This is a genomic window from Acinetobacter sp. PFS20 (assembly GCF_052261015.1).
Taxonomy (GTDB): Bacteria; Pseudomonadota; Gammaproteobacteria; order Pseudomonadales; family Moraxellaceae; genus Acinetobacter.
In genome coordinates this window covers 618,663-637,576 of sequence record NZ_JBPVZE010000001.1, presented here as the reverse complement: position 1 = coordinate 637,576, position 18,914 = coordinate 618,663, and the positions used below count along the sequence as shown (strand labels likewise).

General features: G+C 39.5%; 16 protein-coding genes. 8 read left to right on the top strand and 8 right to left on the bottom strand.

Annotated elements, in window-relative coordinates:
* Positions 1-176: 176 nt before the first annotated feature.
* Positions 177-1,034: a putative porin gene (locus tag ACS125_RS03080; protein WP_174740676.1), complete on the bottom strand. Its 858-nt coding sequence runs from the start codon at positions 1,032-1,034 to the stop codon at positions 177-179.
* A 207-nt stretch (positions 1,035-1,241) separates the two neighbouring features.
* Between ACS125_RS03080 and prfB the strand changes: the two genes are divergently transcribed.
* The 5 genes from prfB (at position 1,242) to ACS125_RS03055 (ending at position 6,101) form a co-directional block, all read left to right on the top strand.
* Positions 1,242-2,337, top strand: a protein-coding gene (gene prfB / locus ACS125_RS03075; RefSeq protein ID WP_107880456.1) for a peptide chain release factor 2 whose coding sequence is annotated in 2 segments (ribosomal slippage) — positions 1,242-1,313 and positions 1,315-2,337 — 1,095 coding nt in all. Because the reading frame shifts where the segments join, the coding sequence is not laid out codon by codon here.
* A gap of 221 nt (positions 2,338-2,558) precedes the next feature.
* Positions 2,559-2,861, top strand: a complete 303-nt coding sequence (locus ACS125_RS03070; protein WP_002121891.1) for an ArsR/SmtB family transcription factor — start codon at positions 2,559-2,561, stop codon at positions 2,859-2,861.
* 28 nt (positions 2,862-2,889) lie between these two features.
* Positions 2,890-3,948, top strand: a complete 1,059-nt coding sequence (locus ACS125_RS03065) for an alkene reductase (protein WP_443270466.1) — start codon at positions 2,890-2,892, stop codon at positions 3,946-3,948.
* A gap of 156 nt (positions 3,949-4,104) precedes the next feature.
* Positions 4,105-5,397, top strand: coding sequence for a 3-deoxy-D-manno-octulosonic acid transferase (locus ACS125_RS03060; protein WP_174730588.1), 1,293 nt, complete (start codon positions 4,105-4,107; stop codon positions 5,395-5,397).
* Positions 5,394-6,101 (top strand): 16S rRNA (uracil(1498)-N(3))-methyltransferase, encoded by a 708-nt coding sequence (locus ACS125_RS03055; RefSeq protein ID WP_443270463.1) that lies wholly within the window; start codon positions 5,394-5,396, stop codon positions 6,099-6,101. The genes ACS125_RS03060 and ACS125_RS03055 overlap by 4 nt, the downstream gene beginning before the upstream one ends.
* Here the strand turns inward: ACS125_RS03055 and ACS125_RS03050 are convergent.
* Positions 6,081-7,061 (bottom strand): mechanosensitive ion channel family protein, encoded by a 981-nt coding sequence (locus tag ACS125_RS03050; RefSeq protein ID WP_443270461.1) that lies wholly within the window; start codon positions 7,059-7,061, stop codon positions 6,081-6,083. The two genes, ACS125_RS03055 and ACS125_RS03050, sit on opposite strands and share 21 nt — an antisense overlap.
* Positions 7,062-7,175: 114 nt before the next feature.
* Positions 7,176-7,751 (bottom strand): DUF805 domain-containing protein, encoded by a 576-nt coding sequence (locus tag ACS125_RS03045; protein ID WP_174730597.1) that lies wholly within the window; start codon positions 7,749-7,751, stop codon positions 7,176-7,178.
* 294 nt (positions 7,752-8,045) lie between these two features.
* On the opposite strand from ACS125_RS03045, the gene acs reads away from it, so the two are divergent.
* Positions 8,046-9,995 (top strand): acetate--CoA ligase, encoded by a 1,950-nt coding sequence (gene acs, locus ACS125_RS03040; protein WP_443270459.1) that lies wholly within the window; start codon positions 8,046-8,048, stop codon positions 9,993-9,995.
* 42 nt (positions 9,996-10,037) lie between these two features.
* Here acs and ACS125_RS03035 read toward each other — a convergent pair whose 3' ends face one another.
* On the bottom strand, positions 10,038-10,580 hold the full coding sequence (locus tag ACS125_RS03035; RefSeq protein ID WP_174759551.1) for a cysteine hydrolase family protein: 543 nt from the start codon (positions 10,578-10,580) through the stop codon (positions 10,038-10,040).
* A 105-nt stretch (positions 10,581-10,685) separates the two neighbouring features.
* Between ACS125_RS03035 and ACS125_RS03030 the strand changes: the two genes are divergently transcribed.
* Complete coding sequence (locus tag ACS125_RS03030) at positions 10,686-11,099, top strand: winged helix-turn-helix transcriptional regulator (protein WP_238612264.1); 414 nt, start codon at positions 10,686-10,688, stop codon at positions 11,097-11,099.
* 93 nt (positions 11,100-11,192) lie between these two features.
* Here the strand turns inward: ACS125_RS03030 and sfnG are convergent, their stop codons facing one another.
* Complete coding sequence (gene sfnG / locus ACS125_RS03025; protein ID WP_005300669.1) at positions 11,193-12,305, bottom strand: dimethylsulfone monooxygenase SfnG; 1,113 nt, start codon at positions 12,303-12,305, stop codon at positions 11,193-11,195.
* 44 nt (positions 12,306-12,349) lie between these two features.
* Complete coding sequence (msuE, locus tag ACS125_RS03020) at positions 12,350-13,087, bottom strand: FMN reductase (RefSeq protein WP_151963779.1); 738 nt, start codon at positions 13,085-13,087, stop codon at positions 12,350-12,352.
* A 376-nt stretch (positions 13,088-13,463) separates the two neighbouring features.
* On the opposite strand from msuE, the gene ACS125_RS03015 reads away from it, so the two are divergent.
* Positions 13,464-14,114, top strand: a complete 651-nt coding sequence (locus ACS125_RS03015) for a response regulator transcription factor (protein ID WP_004790013.1) — start codon at positions 13,464-13,466, stop codon at positions 14,112-14,114.
* 43 nt (positions 14,115-14,157) lie between these two features.
* Here the strand turns inward: ACS125_RS03015 and ACS125_RS03010 are convergent, their stop codons facing one another.
* Positions 14,158-14,925 carry a hypothetical protein gene (locus ACS125_RS03010; RefSeq protein WP_174758635.1) on the bottom strand — a complete coding sequence of 256 codons (768 nt, stop codon included), beginning with the start codon at positions 14,923-14,925 and terminating at the stop codon, positions 14,158-14,160.
* Between the two features lie 387 nt (positions 14,926-15,312).
* A complete protein-coding gene (locus tag ACS125_RS03005; RefSeq protein ID WP_443273907.1) occupies positions 15,313-18,810 on the bottom strand; it encodes a hybrid sensor histidine kinase/response regulator in 3,498 nt (1,165 codons plus the stop codon).
* Positions 18,811-18,914: the final 104 nt, after the last annotated feature.

Below are 18,914 nucleotides of genomic sequence, written 5' to 3'. Positions count from 1 at the left end.
AAGATAGAATGTTTAATTTTATTAAAATTGAGGAGATTTTGTGTAGATCATAAAAAATGCTGTAAAAGTACCCAATTTTGTATGAGGATGTTACCGGTTAAGCTTAAAATGAACTGAAAAATGCCCAAGGAAAATTCCCTTGAGCATTCATATTTTTAATAGTAAATACTTATGGATTAGAAGCGGAATGTTCCATTAATACCAAAAGAGTTAGCATCATCAACAGTTGTATAAGTTAAACCTACTGCTACTTGAGGTGTGAAGAATTTCTGTGCACGGACACTAAAAATTGCATCAGAATCTTCTGCTGTTGAATCTGCAAAAGATGCTCCAATACTTAAAGTAGGATCAAGATAAAGATCTGCACCTAAGCGATAAGTTGTTTCGTCACCAATATAAGTTTGTCCTTCAAAATTAGTATAAAAACCTGAAATTTGAGTAACGTATTTGGCACGTAAAGTTACGGCTGTATCCTCATCTTCACCAGTTACAGCTGTAGCATTTGTGACTGAAGTTATAAAACCATATTTAGCTGCTTGTATTGGATCAAAGCTTTCAGATAAATCTGTTACACCAGCGGCCAACAATAAACCATCTGTTGGTAGGAAACCGACCTCTACAGCATAACCATTACCGCTATCATCAACAGAACCAAAATCATTTGCACTGACTTTGGTTTTTGTACGGTTAAATGCGCCTGATAAATAGAGTGGGGTACTTGGAATAAAGTATTCAGCTGTAATGCCTACAGAATTAAATTCGAGTTTTCCAGAATCTTCATCATCTTCTAACTTGCTATACGCATAACCAAGACCAATATTGGAAGCCTTATTTAAAAAAGCAGCTTCAGCTAAAGGGAAAGTTTTTGCTTCTACTGGATTAAAATAATATTTGCCGTTAATACCGAAGCTATTATTTTCTCCCCCATCCATATCTGTAAATTCGTACATTGTACCAACTTCAGTTTGATAGGCATTTGCATTGAAAGCACATGTAGCAGTAATGATTGCGAATAAAATATTTGATTTTTTCATGGTAAAGCTCTGGATTAATATATGTTATAAAGTTATTAAGATTTAAGTTGTTAATTTTAATGTGTTTTTTACATATAAGTCAATTGTATTATATTTGATTCTCATTATTAAGATAATAAAAATCAATAAGTTTTAGTGCTTTTGTTTGAAAATGGGAAGCTATGCTAAAATAATTGACTGTTTATCTGCTCTTATGGGAACACTCGCGTGGAAATTAATCCTTATCTAAACCAATTGAAAGACTTAACTGATCGTAGCCAAACACTACGGGGGTATCTTTGACTACGATCTGAAAAAAGAGCGTTTAGAAGAAGTTTTACGTGAGTTAGAAGACCCTGCGATTTGGAATGATCAAAGCCGTGCTCAGGCGATGGCGAAGGAAAAGGGCGAACTAGAAAACGTTATTAATGTATTGGATGGGTTGTCAACACAACTTGAAGATGCAAAAGCGATGTTAGATTTGGCTGTAGAAGCTGATGATGAAAGCTTGCTTGAAGATGTTCAGTCAGAGCTTAGTGCTGCTGAAGATGAACTGGCTAAACTTGAATTCCGTCGTATGTTTAGTAATCCAATGGACCCTAATCCTTGCTATGTCGAGATTCAATCAGGTTCAGGCGGTACCGAAGCACAAGACTGGGCATCTATGCTTTTACGTATGTATATGCGCTGGATTGAACGTCATGGCTTCAAAGCAGAGCTTATGGAAGTATCTGATGGCGATGTCGCTGGTATTAAATCTGCAACAATTCGTGTTGAAGGTGAATATGCCTACGGTTGGTTACGCACAGAATCAGGTGTGCACCGTTTAGTTCGTAAATCACCATTTGACAGTGGTAATCGCCGTCATACTTCATTCTCTGCGGTATTTATTTCACCAGAAGTTGATGACAATATTGAAATTGATATTAATCCTTCTGATGTTCGTACCGATACTTACCGTGCATCTGGGGCAGGTGGTCAGCATATTAACAAAACCGATTCGGCAGTGCGTTTGACCCACACTCCAACAGGTATTGTGGTGGCGTGTCAGAACCAGCGTTCGCAACATGCTAACCGTGACCATGCATGGAAACAATTACGTGCGCGTTTGTATGAATTGGAAATGCAAAAACGTAATGAAGCGGCTCAAGCTTTAGAAGACTCTAAGTCTGATATTGGTTGGGGAAGCCAAATTCGTTCATATGTATTAGATGATTCACGTATTAAAGATTTACGTACGGGCGTTGAAAATTCTAATACAGGTGCTGTTCTTGATGGTGACCTTGATCGCTTTATTGAGGCGAGCTTAAAACAAGGTTTATAAGAGTCTGCTGAACTTTTAGTTTAAATACAGTTCATCTATGAATATGTAGAACTCTTGGATTTTTAGCGATTAAAACGGCAAAGCAATTCAGCCTTCGAATCTTAATCGAAAAAATGCGATATGAATATCGAAAAAAATAGATATGAATATCGCAAAAATGCGATATGATGGTTCCGAAATGCTGAATAAAGCTTTGTTCGTTTAAAAGACGTGTTGAGCCTATGGATATTGATGCAATTAGCAAAGCCCTTTCCAATCCGCTACGTCGGCAGATTTTGCAATGGTTAAAAGAACCTGCGCATTATTTACCAGTGGAAGAGTGTGGTGGTAGTTTTGAGAAGGGTGTTTGTGCAGGTCATATTGAACGATTGGGCAAAGTAGCACAGTCTACAATGTCGAATCATTTGTCTGTTTTACAACAGGCGGGTCTGATTCAGGTCCAAAAATATGGTCAATGGTCTTATTTTTCACGTAACGAAGCTTTGATTCAGCAATATATCGAACATTTAAAACAAACACTTTAACAATATTAAAGTGTAAGTCGAGGCGACTATGGCTGAACTCAATACTCCTTTAACGGTTGGTGATTTTGAAATCAAAAATCGATTGGTAATGGCTCCATTAACGCGTGCGCGTAGTGGTGAAAGTCGAGTACCGAATGATTTAATGGTTGAATATTATCAACAGCGTGCAAATGCTGGTCTAATTTTGACTGAAGCAACAGTGATTGGTTCAAAAACTGTGGGTTATGCAGAAACCCCAGGATTGTGGTCACAAGAGCAAGCACAAGCTTGGAATAAAATTATTGAGGCAGTTCATGCTCAAGGTTCAAAAATTGTAGCTCAACTTTGGCATGTTGGTCGTATTTCGCATCCTGAACTTTTAGATGGTGATATTCCTGTTGCCCCAAGTGCGATTCAACCTGCGGGTGAAGTGAGTTTATTACGTCCTAAACGTCCGTATGTAAAACCGCGTGCACTTTCATTAGAAGAAGTGAAAGAGGTTGTTGCTCAATATAAACATTCAGCAGAATTAGCTAAAGCAGCTGGTTTTGATGGTGTTGAATTACACGCAGCGAATGGTTACTTAATTGACCAGTTCCTTCAAAGTAATACGAATCAACGTGATGACGAATACGGTGGTCTTGTTGAAAATCGTGCACGTTTATTATTAGAAGTCGTTGATGCATTTATTGAAGTATGGGGTGCTGGCCGAGTAGGTGTACATATTGCACCACGTGGTGATTCACACGATATGGGTGATGAAAACCCGTTAGCAACATTTGGTTATGTAGTTGAACAACTGAGCCAACGTAATGTTGCTTTCATCTTCTCTCGTGAATATGAAGCTGCTGATAGTATTAGTCCTAAACTTCGCGAAAAATTTAATGGTGTATGGATTGCGAATGAGAATCTAACACCAGAGTCAGCAAAACGTATTTTGCGTGATGGTGAAGCTGACGCAGTATCTTTTGGTAAAGCATATATTGCCAACCCAGATCTTTTACAGCGTTTAGAGCAAGACTTACCTTTAAATGAACTTCAACCAACAACTTTATATGCGAAAGGTGCTGAAGGTTATACAGACTATCCAACGCTAGAAGCTTCGTAATTTTTTGAACAGATGATTTACTGACCTCTTTAATTTATGGGTTCAGTAAATCGCTTTTCTTGTAATGGTAGAGTTTAGGTATCGAAACTCTGCCATTTTTTCTATCTATGTTATATTTTCCCCAGTTTTAAACTTTGACTATTTGAGGCAAACCGCTTGGCGACCCCTTTTTGGTACAACACCGCACTCCATTTATTAAAACCTTTTTACCACTGGCGGATAAAAAAACGTGCAGAAAGCCAGGAATTATATAATCAGGAATGTCTTGAAAGATTTGGGCCGTTTGAATCTCCGAAAAATGTGAGAGCAATTTGGTTCCATGCTGTTTCGGTTGGAGAAACCAATGCTGCGCAGCCTTTAATCGAGCATTATCTTAAACTCGGTCAACCTGTGTTAGTTACTAATACGACTAAAACTGGGCAGGCGCGTGCCAAATCATTATTTTTAAAAGCGCCGTTTTTAGATTTATTTCAAGCAGTTTATTTGCCTGTTGATCAAAAGCATCTTTTAAAACAATTTTTTGAGTTGTATCAGCCAAAACTTTTAGCATTGGTTGAAACTGAACTTTGGCCAAATTTAATTGATCAAGCCAAGCTACAACAGGTTCCTTGCTTATTGTTAAATGCGCGGTTATCAGAAAAATCAGCTAAAGGTTATAGTCGAGTCTCAGGTTTAACAGCAGGAATGTTGAAACAAATTGACTGGGTGTTGGCTCAAGATAATGCTACTCGCCAACGCTATGTCGAGCTTGGCTTAGAACAACAAAAAAGTCAGGTGGTTGGAAATATTAAATTTGATATTCACGCACCAGAAGCATTTATAAGTCAGGCAGCAAAGTTACACCAGCTATGGTATTTGGGCCAACGGAAAGTACTGACAATTGCCAGTACACATGCACCCGAAGAACAACAAATTTTGCAAGCACTTCAGCCTTATTTAAAGTCAGATCCAGAGTTAGTTTGTATTGTCGTACCTCGACATCCTGAACGTTTCGACGAAGTCTTTGAAATTTGCCAAAACCTAGATTTAATTACTCACCGTAGAAGCTTGAACCAAAGTATTCATACGAGTACGCAGGTTTATCTAGCCGATAGTATGGGGGAGCTTTGGTTATGGTATGCCTTAAGTCAGGTGTGTTTTGTAGGTGGTTCTTTAAATGAGCCGGGCGGTGGGCATAATATTTTAGAGCCTATGGTTTTAAATGTGCCGACCGTCATTGGACCTCGTTACTTTAATTTCCAAACCATTGTTGATGAATTCATTGACGAAAATGGTGTGCTCATTGCCCAAGACGCTGAGCAAGTTGTAGCGATCTGGATGGCATGTTTAGCTGAACCTGATCAGGCCCAACAAGTGGTAGAACAAGCACATAAAGTCTTACAACGTAACCAAGGTTCATTGCAAAAACATATTGGCGTAATTAATCGGTATTTGGCCGACAAACCATGAATATTGTTTTGCTAGAGCCTGAAGATATTCAGTCGGACACGTGGTCAATTCACTCAAAGCGCCAATTACAGCATTTACGTGAACATCTTGATATTACGGTTGGCCAAAATCTAAAAGTTGGTATTCGAAACGGTGCTCGTTATACCACTGAAATTATGTCGATTAACGATCAAGAAGTTTGTATACGACCTATTCGTGAAGAAGCTGTCCCTGCAAAACTTCCGGTTCATTTAATTGTAGCGTTACCAAGGCCCAAAGTTTTACGCCGTTTAATCATGGACAGTGTGACTTTAGGTGTTGAAAGAATTAGTTTGATTCATAGTTATCGCGTAGATAAAAGCTATTGGCAAACTCCATTTTTGCAACAACTCGATAACTATGTGACTTTAGGGCTTGAGCAAGCAGGTGACACGATTGTTCCTGAAATTCAAATGTACAAACGCTTTAAACCTTTTGTTGAAGACGTTTTGCCAAGCTTGATCTCGAAAGAAACACCAGCCTATGTGGCCCACCCTTATGCCGAGCAGAGCATGCCAGTTAATATTCCACATGCTTGTAATGTAGTCGTGGGTCCCGAAGGTGGCTTTATTCCCTATGAAGTTGATTTGCTCACAAAAAACGGCTGCCAAGCTGTGAGCTTAGGCAACCGTATTTTAAGAACTGAAACGTCTATTTCTTATATTTTAGGTCGTCTCTTTAGTTGATGTTTTAGGGTTTAAAAGTGGCTGATTTGCGGCCATTTTTAATTCCTGAATTGGGTAAGGAATATTAATTCCGTTCGTATTAAAAGCTTGCTTGACCTGAGCTTGAATAGTGCTCGTAGATGACGAAATATCAGTTTCAGTTGTATCAACCCACCAGCGTACAGTCAGGTTAACCGAGAAATCTGCTAACGCTGTAACGTTAACCGAGAAGGCTGGCTGACTAAGTACATTTCGATCATTGTTAAGAATATCTAAAATAATCTGCTTGGCTTTTTGTTCATCGTCGTCATATCCAATACCGACTACAAACTCACAGCGTCGTTGTTGATAAGCTGTATTTACAGTTAAAGCACTCGTATAAACAGTTGCGTTTGGAATAACAATGCGACGGCCATCTGGCGAGCGTAAGAATGTTGCACGAATTTGAATATCTTCAACCGTTCCTTCAAGCGAATTTACAACAATGGAATCGCCAATGCGGAATGGTTCGCTTAATAAGATTAAGATGCCTGACAGTAAATTTTGAAAGATATCTTTAAATGCAAAACCAATAGCGACAGAACCAATTCCAAGAGCACTCATGAGTTGCCCTGGTGTAAACCCTGGAATCATGATGACGAGTGCAATTAAGAAACCAAAAAATAGAATTGTCGTGCTGCCTACACGGTTTAAGACCAAAACTAGGTTTTGGCGTGTGTAAGAGCGGTTTTCTAAGGTTTTACGAACAAAGAACTTAAATAATTTGGTCAGTAGCCAAAAAATAATAAAAACGATAATCGCAATACATATATAAGGCACACGTTCCCAAAAGCTATCCACGATTTTGTCGATAGTGGTATAGGCATCATGATACTTTTCAGTATGGGCTAAAACCGTTTGAGTGGTTTTAGTGCCCGCTTCTTGTAAAAGTTCGCCTGTATTTTTTGCGACATCCGTTAAGGATTTTTGTTCATCAGCCACGGCAAGTCTCAATTAAAAAAAATTTATGAAAGCGATTTTCGGCTTTCATCATAGTAGGAGATAAAATGTGCGCCTACTATAATGAGTTCATCTAAATAATAAAGTGTTTTTTAATTAAAAGTATTCCGTTCCTTTTTGTAAGATTTGTGTCGGTGTTGCTAAGGTATCAGTCCCTGAGAAATAATAAAAAATTCCTGCTGTTGAAATAAGGCTAATTAAAATAGCGACTAAAATAAGCCAAGCCATCAGTTTTTCTATAAACGTTGCTGGTCGAACAGGACCATATTCGTTGGGACCTGCTGTACCTGAGGCAAGCAGTAAATAAATCATAAAAAAGAACTGAACAACTGGAATGAACAATAGCAGTCCCATCCAGCCACTCTTATTTAGATCGTGCAAGCGTCGAACAACGAGTACAATATTTAAATAAATCAGGAACAGCGAAAAAGCCCAGACTACTAAAGCACTGGCTCCAGAAAGAGAGCTATAAAATTCAAAATTAAATAAATTGCTTGAAAGCTGAAAACTTCCAAGAAATGAAGCCAAAATGAAATAGCCCAAGAGGGTGACTAAATAAATCAGTCCATAACCACCTAAATAGCTCATGCGATTAAAGCGTCCATGAATTGAAAACGGACTATCTTTAAAAGGGAGCTGAGGTGGGCGTGAGGAGCTTGTTTGGGCAAACATATTATTTTATTCCTGTGTTGCATATGAGAGACAAAATAATCTTTGTTGATGATCAAAACCATCAAATCTTGAAAAAATTATAAAAGTAAAAGCTATAGACAAATGTTTTAAATCAACTTAATTTTATAAAAATGTTCACAATTTCGTGTGCTTGAGTAAGTGGTTAATATATGACCAAAGTCGCATTGTCTAGGCTTTGAAACAGTCATCATACTGAAAAGGCATACAAATAAGATCCAGTAAAATAATAGCCACAGTCTCGAGATGGGATGCACAAGATCAAGGAAGTTGCGTATGAATGAGATCTATCCAGTACCAGAGGAATTTAAAAAGACAGCTCGTACTGTTGAAGCAGACTACTTTAAACGTTATCAACACTCTATCGAGAACCCAGATGAATTCTGGGCAGAGCAAGCTAAAATTGTCGATTGGATAAAGCCATTTACCCAAGTTAAAAATACGAGTTTTGACAAAGACAATTTCAAAATTGAATGGTTTGCTGATGGTGAGTTGAACGTATCAGCAAATTGCCTAGACAGGCATCTTAAAGAACATCCTCATAAACCAGCAATTATTTGGGAAGGTGACCATCCTTCTCGTCATAAAATCGTTTCTTATAAAGAATTACACGACGAAGTCTGCCGCTTTGCCAACGTTTTAAAGAAATATGGTATTGGTAAAGGCGACCGTGTTGTGTTGTATATGCCGATGGTCACTGAGGCTGCAATTGCCATGTTGGCCTGTGCCCGTATTGGTGCTGTTCACTGCGTGGTATTTGGTGGGTTCTCGCCAGACTCTTTAGCAAGCCGTATTGAAGATAGCCAAGCTAAACTGGTGATTACCGCGGACTCAAGCCTACGTGCCGGAAAACTATTACCACTCAAAGAAAATGTCGATTTGGCTCTAGAATTGCCGGGTACAGAGTGCGTTGAAAATGTAGTTGTGGTTTACCGTAATGCGAACCCGATTGAAATGAAGCCGGGACGTGATTTGTGGTATCACCTCATTATTATGGAAGTGGATGCCAACTGTCCTCCAGAACCGATGAAGGCTGAAGACCCATTATTTATTCTCTATACCTCGGGCTCGACAGGTAAACCTAAAGGTGTTTTGCATACCACAGGTGGTTATTTAGTCTATGTAACAAGTACCTTTAAAGAGGTCTTTGATCTAAAACAAGATGATGTGTACTGGTGTACGGCCGATGTAGGCTGGATTACAGGACATAGTTATTTGATCTATGGCCCACTTGCAAATGGAACTACGACTTTAATGTTTGAGGGTGTCCCTCAATATCCAACATGGGCACGTCTTGGTCATGTGGTCGATAAGCACAAAGTCTCTATTTTATATACGGCCCCAACCGCAATTCGCGCGATGATGCGAGAAGGGGATTCATTTGTACGTGAAAGTAACCGTAGCAGCCTGCGTTTACTTGGTTCGGTCGGTGAGCCTATTAACCCCGAAGCTTGGAATTGGTACTACAACGTTGTTGGTGAAGGCCGCTGTCCGATTGTTGATACATGGTGGCAAACCGAAACAGGCGGTATTTTGATTGCTCCATTGCCGGGTGCAACAGCTTTAAAACCAGGTTCGGCAACACGTCCGTTATTTGGTATTCAACCAGCCATTGTAGATGGTGAAGGCAATGAGCTAGAAGGTGCGGCTGAAGGTAATCTTGTGATTAAAGATTCATGGCCGGGCCAGATGCGTACCATTTGGGGCGATCCTGATCGCTTTATTGAAGCGTATTTCTCGACCTTTAAAAATACCTACTTTACGGGTGATGGTGCTCGCCGTGATGAAGATGGTTATTACTGGATCACAGGTCGAGTTGATGATGTCTTAAACGTTTCAGGCCACCGTCTGGGCACTGCTGAAATTGAAAGTGCTCTTGTTTCGCATGAGTCAGTAGCAGAAGCAGCCGTGGTAGGTATGCCGCATGATATTAAAGGACAAGGTATTTGTACTTTTGTGACTCTACAAGCGGGTGTGCCAGAGTCGGAAGAACTGCGTAAAGAGTTAATTAACTGGGTACGTAAAGTGCTTGGACCTGTGGCTTCACCTGATGCACTACATTGGGCACCAGCATTACCTAAAACCCGATCTGGTAAAATCATGCGCCGTATTTTAAGAAAAATTGCAGCAAATGAGCTTGATAGTTTGGGTGATACTTCAACTTTGGCTGAGCCTGCTGTGGTAGATCAGTTAATTGAAACTGTTTATCCCCATAAACAAAACTAATTTTAAAAAAGCCCCATCTGGGGCTTTTTTATTGGGTTTTATTTAAGACTTTCCTAAAAAGTCAGCAGTATTTTGTACATTTGCAAATGTACTAAGCGCAGTTAAAAAAGCGGTTTGTACGTCTTCAGCTTTTACAATTTTTCCGTCATGGCTTAAATTGCGAGTTGCGGTTGCATCTGCAATTAAGATCGGTTGATAGCCCAGTTCTTTGGCTGCACGTGTACCTGAATCAATACACATGTGAGTCATCATGCCTGTGATCACGAGTTGCTCAATTTGATGTGTTTTTAAAAGTTCATCTAAATCGGTTTCTAAAAAACTATTTGGATAGTGCTTTGTTACGATTAATGAATCACTTCCAGTACTGAGTTCAGGGTGAAGTAAAACTCCATCTGTATTTTCTTGGAAGAAACTCGCTTGTGGCGGGTTAATATGTTGCACATAAATGATTGGCAAGTTTTTCTCGCTAAAATATTGTTCGAGTTGTTTTATTTTTTCTAGTGCTTGCTCTGGTCCAACCAATTCCATTTTGCCATTTTTAAAATAATCATTTTGTACATCGATAATTAATAGTGCTTGTTTCATGAGATTACTCTTGTTGATATGAGATAAAACAAGATTATTCTCTGCCAGTAAAATCGGCTATAGTCAGATGAAAGCATTACCGCCAGTTTTCTTTCACCATGAAAAATGAATATTGAATTAGACCCGATTGATCTAAAAATTATTGCATTGCTTAAACACGATTCTCGACTAACCAATAAAGAAATTGGGCAGCGAGTTCACCGGACAGGGCAGGCGGTGGGCACTCGAATTGCACAGTTAATGGATGCTGGTGTCATCAAAAATTACACGATTGCTGTGCAATATTCGCATAAACAATTTATTCATTTGCATTTAAATGAACAACGCGCTTTTGAGGAAATTGAAAATCTGGTCAAGCAATATGAACAAATCGATGAATGCTTTAAAGTGATGGGCAATGCTTGCTATATGATCGTCAGCCATTTTGAACCCGCAGCATTAAATGAATTTATTGAGAAACTTTCAAAATGGTGCCGTTATTCGGTTGAAACAGTGATTCGAGAAGTCGAGAAAACTTAAAAATAAAGGCTCCAAGCCGAGTCTTGGAGCCAATAAATTCTTTATTTTTAATTTATTGTTTTTATTGTCTTGCGCTGCTTTAAATGAAGTTTTTTAGGCTGATTTTGCTTGAATTTCTATCTCCTTTTCTTGTTGAAGTTCTAATTGGCGAACGAGTGGTAGAACTTTTTCCCCAAAATATTCTACTTCTTCAATGAAATGTAAGAATCCAGAAAGAATCAAATCAACACCTACATTTTTAAGCGCTACAATACGCTCTGCAATTTGTTGAGGTGTACCAATTAAATTGGTTTTAAAGCCATCATTATACTGCACTAAATCTTCAAAACTTGATTTTGCCCAGTTACCTTGTTGCTCTGGAGAAGCTGCACCTGCTTCACGTGTTGCATCGCCAAACGCATTTACCGCTTCAGTGTTGGCTTTATCAATAATTTCTTGAAGTACCGCTTTTGCTTCTTCTTCGGTATCTCTAGCAATAATGAACGCATTTACACCAATTTTAACCTGATGGTTATTGGCTTTAGCTTTAGTGCGAATGTCTTCGACTTGTTTTTGAATTTCTTCTACGGTATTACCGTTGGTGAAATACCAGTCAGATACGCGTGAAGCCATGTCACGTGCAGCCCGTGAGCTACCGCCTTGAAACACTTCAATATGAGGCTTTTGCAGAGGTTTCGGTTTAAGTGTGTAGTTTTGGAATTGATAGTATTTACCATCGAAACTATAGTTATCGGTGGTCCAGATTCCTTTTAACGTACGAATAAATTCTTCAGAGCGGACGTAGCGCTGATCATGTTCTGGCCACTCTTCACCAATCGCATCAAATTCTCCTCTAAACCAACCACTCACCACATTAATGGCAATACGGCCTTCAGTTAAATAATCAATTGTTGCAAGTTGCTTGGCTGCGAGTGCCGGTTTCCAAGGGCCGGGCAGAATCGCCGCAATGACTTTAAGTTTTTCAGTTTTTGCCAGTAATGCGTGACTGAAACTTACTGATTCATGCTGGTTTTCTGCTCCGTACCCCGCCGTAAAACGAATTTGAGTGAGCGCATATTCAAAACCATTTTTTTCGGCAGCCTGTGCAAGTCGAACATTGTAGTCATAACTCCAGTCTGTACGCTGTTCGATGTTACTTACTACAAGGCCACCGCTTACGTTTGGTACCCAATAAGCAAATTTAATTGGTTGTTGTAATTGCGTCATGGTTTGCTCTCCCAATTCGTTATTTTTATTTAGCGATATTGCACTTAGGCAACATGCGTTAATGATTTGCCAGACTTGTGATGCAAGCGAGACTCTGCTGCATTAAGATCAGGCACAGCCGCTGAAGGTAATACTTCTTCTTGCTCAATTTGCTTGTTAATACCAAGCTCTTGATTTGCTTGCTGAGTCTTAGATTTCACTACTTCAGCACGTTTACCTTTCGCTGGTGCCCATTCTAAAATTGGCAATGCACGCGCTACTGCTAACGTAATACGATCTGATAATTGCTCGCTTTTCACCGTGTATTCAGGGGTAAAGTCACGATCGGTCGCATATACACCAATCGGTAAAGTTTGTGCTTGGAAGAAACTGAACAATGGACGAAGTTGATGTTCAAGTACCAGTGCATGACGATCACTACCGCCCGATGCTGCTAAAAGTACAGGCACATCGACCAATGCAGTTTGTTCAACAAAATCGAAGAAGTGTTTGAAAAGGCCTGTGAAAGAAGCACGGTAAACAGGTGTGCCAACAATTAATGCATCTGCTGCTTCAACTGCTGCAAGGTCGTCTTGTACGCGCTGTGGAAGTTGATTTCGATAAAATGCGCCACCTAATAAAGGTCCAATTTCACTTAATTTAATAAAGTGAACTTTAATGTCGGTTGCTTCGGATAACTCATCAAGAATGGCTTGAACCAAACTTTCCGTTTTAGATGGGGTATTTAAGCCACCAGAAACAGCAACAATATTTAAAGGTTTTGGTGATGTGATACCAGTCATAATTTGGTTCCTAAGTCTAAAACAAGAGATTAGACTTATTAATCAATATCGACGGTAAACTGTAAAATAACGAAATTGGTCAACCTTATCAGTTTTAAATATAAAAGATAAATAGAGGATTTTTATACTTCGTTTTTATATTAACTTATTGATTTTATTTTATATAATTATAGGTGATATATTTTTTATAATAAAAAGTAAGCTTATATAAAAAACAGATTAATTTTGATTAAAAGTTAAAAAACTTCTGAAAATCTTGGCTAAGTTCTACATTTATCAACATTTTGCATAAAAATGGATAAGATGAACGTATCTTTCATCTAAATAGTAGGGTTACAATAGGCTATACTTATGCTCAAGATTACTTTAATCGCTTATGAATATTTTAATCGTTGATGATCATCCTTTGTTTCGTCATGCTTTAATTCAAGCAGTACGTTATAGCCTGCCACAGGCACAAATTCATGAAACAGCTTCGGTTGATGAGTTTTATGAGCGTTTGGAAAATGGGGCAGAACCTGATCTAGTATTACTCGATTTAAATTTACCGGGTGCCTCAGGCTTTTCTGCTCTAGTCTATGTACGAGCACAGTATCCAGCTATTCCAATTATTGTGGTTTCTGCACATGAAGAAACTTCAATTATTCAGCGTGCCATTGCACATGGCGCGATGGGTTATATTCCTAAATCTGCTCATCCAAGTCATATTGGCGAAGCGATTCGCCACGTCTTAGAAGGTGAAATCTGGTTACCACCTAATTTGCCACCTAACCTTAATCTTGATCCGAGAGCGGCAGATGAAACTGCTTTAGCTGAACGTATCCAATCTTTAACACCACAGCAATTCCGTGTTTTGATGATGGTTGCGGAAGGTTTGCTTAATAAACAGATTGCCTATGAACTCGATGTTTCGGAAGCAACAATTAAAGCCCATGTAACCGCTATTTTTAGAAAATTAGGTGTGCAAAACCGTACACAAGCCGTATTGGCAATTAGTGCATTAAATATTGAAGATAAGAAAATCTAAAAATAAAAAAGACCTCAGTTGAGGTCTTTTTTATGTGTGCCACTTAAGCAAGGCAATCTTGCTTTGGTGTTAGGCTGTCGCAGTACAAAGGATTGAGTGCACATTGCAAATCATCGATCTGTTCTTGGGTCACATAGCCTTTACTTTTTAAATATTCAGCTACACGGTCATCACGTAAGCTTAAAAACGCTGCATCATAAACGCCTAAATCTACAAAAAGTGCAGCTGTTTCTAGGCTGTTGAAGCGATCAAGGAAAATATCATTGCCATACATTAAGAAGATATGGTCGAGTTTTGCTTTTTCATCGACATGTAGTCGTTCAGCAAGTTGATCAGGATGCGTTTTAATAAAGAGTAAGTCAGAGAGCTCATCAAATTGAGTCATATCTAGCTGATTTTCTCCAAGTTTGACATGACCAAGCCAAGCTTTGAAAACCAAAACCGCACCGCCACGGAGTAGCATGCTCCAGATTTGATGACGTGTGTCATGGTCAAGATTTTCACTTTCAGTGCTAAGAACCTTTAAGAAGTTTTCTTCTTGTTGTGCCAATTTATCAAATAAACCTAATCCTTGAGGATGATAAGCTGCAGGTGCAAATACATCAAAATTTAGATCATGAAATACATTAAGCGCGAGTGGGACCGCACTTTGATAAATCGTATTTAACGCTTTGATATGGGCTTCATTGAGTTTGCTATGAGGGAAAATACTTTGCCAATCTAGTTCAGGAAGTAAAGCATTGGCACTGTATTGACGATAAAACTGTTGAGATGAGAGTTGGTTTTGTGGGCTATTATCAGAAATATTCATGGCAATTGTCCTTTGCATTAATTCGTGAGCAGGGGTGCTTAATATAGAAATCGGTTAAAAATGGTTATACATTTATCAAATGCGTTTGGAATAGTTATGTGTCATCAAGAATGCAAGTAGAATACGACTAAAGTCGTATATGGTGGTTTTGTTTAGATAATAATTTTAAAAAACAAATATTTATTAAATTGTAACTAAGTATACAAGTGTTCACTTACAAAAAAGATGGGCTTTGCCATAGAAAAAGGGCTGTTGGAAAGTTTAGCCAATTATTTAATCAACAAAAGTAGACTTTTTGAGCAGTTCTGCCTATTGGCTTAAATTAAACCTATAACTTTTGCCAAAAATCCCTCCCAAACTTATAAAAAGCTTGGGAGAGGAAAATGTTTAATCTGCCGCGCTGGCAATTTTAAGTCCCGATAGCCATGCTCTTAGAGAGGCCGGTTTAAGCGGTTTTTTGAGTAAAACAATATTCAGTTCTTTCAATTGCTGAGGTAACTCTGGATGAGAGTCTGCTGTAATTAAAGCAACCGGAACGTCATGCTGTCGATTTTGCAAAATAAAATCGACACCGAGTTGGTTGTTATTTAAATGCTGATCGATAAGCCAGACCTGAATATTCTCTTTTTGAATAATTTCTAGTGCTTGTTCTGGTTCAGTGGCTTTAAAAACCTCATAACCCCATCGACCTAATAAGCTACTCATTCCTTCTAAAATGGTTTCATCATTGTCTAAACATAAAATCCGGTAGGCTTTAGTTTTTAAAGGCACTGCCTGTACGGTTGGAGTTATCACTTTTGGCGCTTCTACGACTGGAACCTCAATCATAAAACAGGAGCCTTTATTGAGCTCTGAGTAGACATGAACAGGGTAATTCAACAAACCTGTCATACGCTGCACAATTGCGAGACCCAAGCCTAGGCCTTGCTCACCCCAAGGTGATAAATGCCCACAGCGTTCGAATTCTTGAAACAGTTTAATACGTTGTTCTTCGGCAATTCCGGGGCCTGTATCCCAAACACCAATACGAATATGGTCAGGTTTTTGGGCTGAACGTAATACACCAACAATCACTCGACCTTTGGCGGTATAACGCAGTGCATTACTCACAAAGTTTTGAATAATACGTCGTATCCATTGTGGATCTGTATCGATCCAGAATGATACATCGTGAACTTTGAGTGAAATATTTCGCTGAGCGGCGATCGATTTAAACTGTAGTTCAAGATCACTGAGTAAATCATGCAACGGATAAGGCTGTCTTTTTGGCTGTATGCTACCGCCTTCTAAGCGGGCAATATCGAGTAGGGCAGAGAGCATACTTTCTGCACCATATAGAGCACGGTCAAGCTGTTGCAAAGTTTGACGGTCTTCTTCAGTTGCAATGCTTTGTTCAAGAACAGTACTAAAGAGACGAGCAGCATGCATGGGTTGTAATAAGTCATGACTGGCTGCTGCAATAAATCGGCTTTTTGACATGTTTGCCATATCGGCTTGTTCGCGTGCAAGCTGTTGCTCGGTTAAAGCATCGGCAAGCTGTTGGGTTCGGTCTTTTACGCGGGCTTCAAGTATTGCCTCATTTGCACGGAAAGCGGTAATGTCGGCGAATGTTGTAACAAAGCCTCCACCTGAAATAGGATTACCGCGCATTTGAATAACGCGTCCGTCTTTACGGATTCGTTCAAATTCATGCGCGCTTCCGACTTTCATCCAATGTAAGCGTTTACGAACATGTTCTTCGACTGAACCGGGGCCGCATTCGCCGCGTTCAGCGTTATAACGAATCAAATCGGCAATTGGACAACCCACATAAACTAAGTCTTTCGGGTAGCCAAATAGTTTTAAATATTGGTTATTCCAAGCCACCAGACACATATTTTTATCAACCACACTCACCCCTTGGGTCATGTGGTCAATCATGGTCATGAGCAAGTTTTGATTAAAACGTTGCCACTGTGAGGCTTGGTCTAAAATATTAGCGACTTGCCCTAATGCGAGGCCATTATTGATCATTGCTGTAGTGAGCAAAGTACGGGCAGAGGCTGCACCGATAATGCCAGCTAGATATTGCTCGGTAAAACGCCACCACATGCCATTGGCGATGCTATTGGGGTTGAGAGTGAGATGATTTTGTTCGCAAAAGTTCTCGAATGCTTGTGTTGTTGGTTGCTCACCCGTAATTCTTTTAGCAAGAGCGAACAGGTCACCTACTTTTAAACGTGCAGCATCGTGCGGTAAATAAGTTAAATCGGTAGAGGTATGCGGTGATGGCAGGGGTTTGGTTTCATAGTAGAAAAAGCTTTCTGCCTGAATTTGTTCTGCCACACTTGGGCGGTAAAGTTTAGAAATCCAAATATATAAAACAATATTTAAACCAAGTGACCAGATTACACCGTGTGTAAGTGGCGCAAATGATTCAAAACCAAAAAGTGACTCTGGTCGTAAGGCGTTAATTCCAAAAGGGCCAAAAAGCAAAATACTTTGGGCTGTTTCCTGATAGGCTTCTGGCAAACTACGTAAGATTGTTGGAAATAGTAAGGTGTAACTCCACATTAAAAATCCAACGATGAGGCCAGCATAGACACCTTGGCGGCTTCCGCCTCGCCAATACAAACCTCCAATAAGCGCAGGTGCAAACTGGGCAACGGCACTAAACGCCAATAAACCAAATACTGAAAGCTGGTTAATATCATTAAAGAAATGAAAGAATAAAAAACCAAGTAGCATCACCGCGACAATACTAATACGACGGCTGAATTTAAGAACTTTAGGTAAATGTTTATCGTGACGTGATAGCAACTTAAAACGCCAGAGTGCAGGCATAATCAAGTCATTACTGAGCATAATAGACAAGGCAACAGATGAAACCAGTAACATGCCTGTTGATGCCGAGAAGCCACCTAAAAAGGCCAGTAAAGCCAACCACTCTTGGTTATAACTCAGGGGCAATGAGAGTACTGCAACATCAGGTACAGTTAAGAACTTCGGTGCTGCATGTAATGCCCAGCTTGCGATTGGAATAATGGCTAAAATTGTTAAAATCAGATAAACCGCAAACCATTTGCGTGCACCGCGAATATGCTTTTCATCGCGTAGTTCAACTACTGCCACGTGGAACTGGCGGGGTAAACAGATAATTGCTAGACCTGCCAATAACGTCTGAATCCAGAAAGTTTCAGGCACTCCAAACAACTGAACTTCTTGAAAGGTTTGGTTCACATCTGATGTGACTTGTGCAAGGTTCGCTGGTGTTTCAAAAATAAAAAATAAAGCAACGCAAATCAGCGCGAATAATTTTACAAAAGATTCAAATGCCACAGCTAACATGAGACCGCCATGTTGCTCGGTGTTTGCAATCTGCCTTGTACCAAAAATCATGGCCAAAATAGCCAGTACACTGGTTAAAAGCAAAACACTATTGGTGGTTGTATGGATATGAGCATTCTGTTCCAGAATAACAGAAGTACTTAAAGCAATCGCACGTAACTGTAGAGCCAGATAGGGAATAATGGCGATTACTGCCAAGATCGTAACTAGCGAAGCCAAGACACCACTTTTGCCATAACGTGCAGCAACAAAGTCGGCAATCGATGAAATTGCGTGATGCTGACGTACTCGGCCTAAGCGTCGCCAAATGTCATAACCAAACCAGACAAATAAGAGAGGACCTAAGTAAATAGGCAAGAAAATGACGCCTTCTCGAACAGCTGCTCCAGTCGCGCCATAAAATGTCCATGATGAACAGTAAACGCCTAGTGTTAAGCTGAACAAGAACATGCGGCCACGTGTACTCAGACGGCTGGCATGCTTTTCACCAAAAAAAGCACAAATAAATAAGAGTGCTATATAAAGGGTGAGTACCCCAATAATCAGCCAGCTGTTCATATGACTCACATGATTAAAACCTTGTGCCTATCATACCCCAAGCAGAAACAAAGCTATAAATTGATTAAATTTTAACGACCAAAGTCTAAGTTACGAATTACACG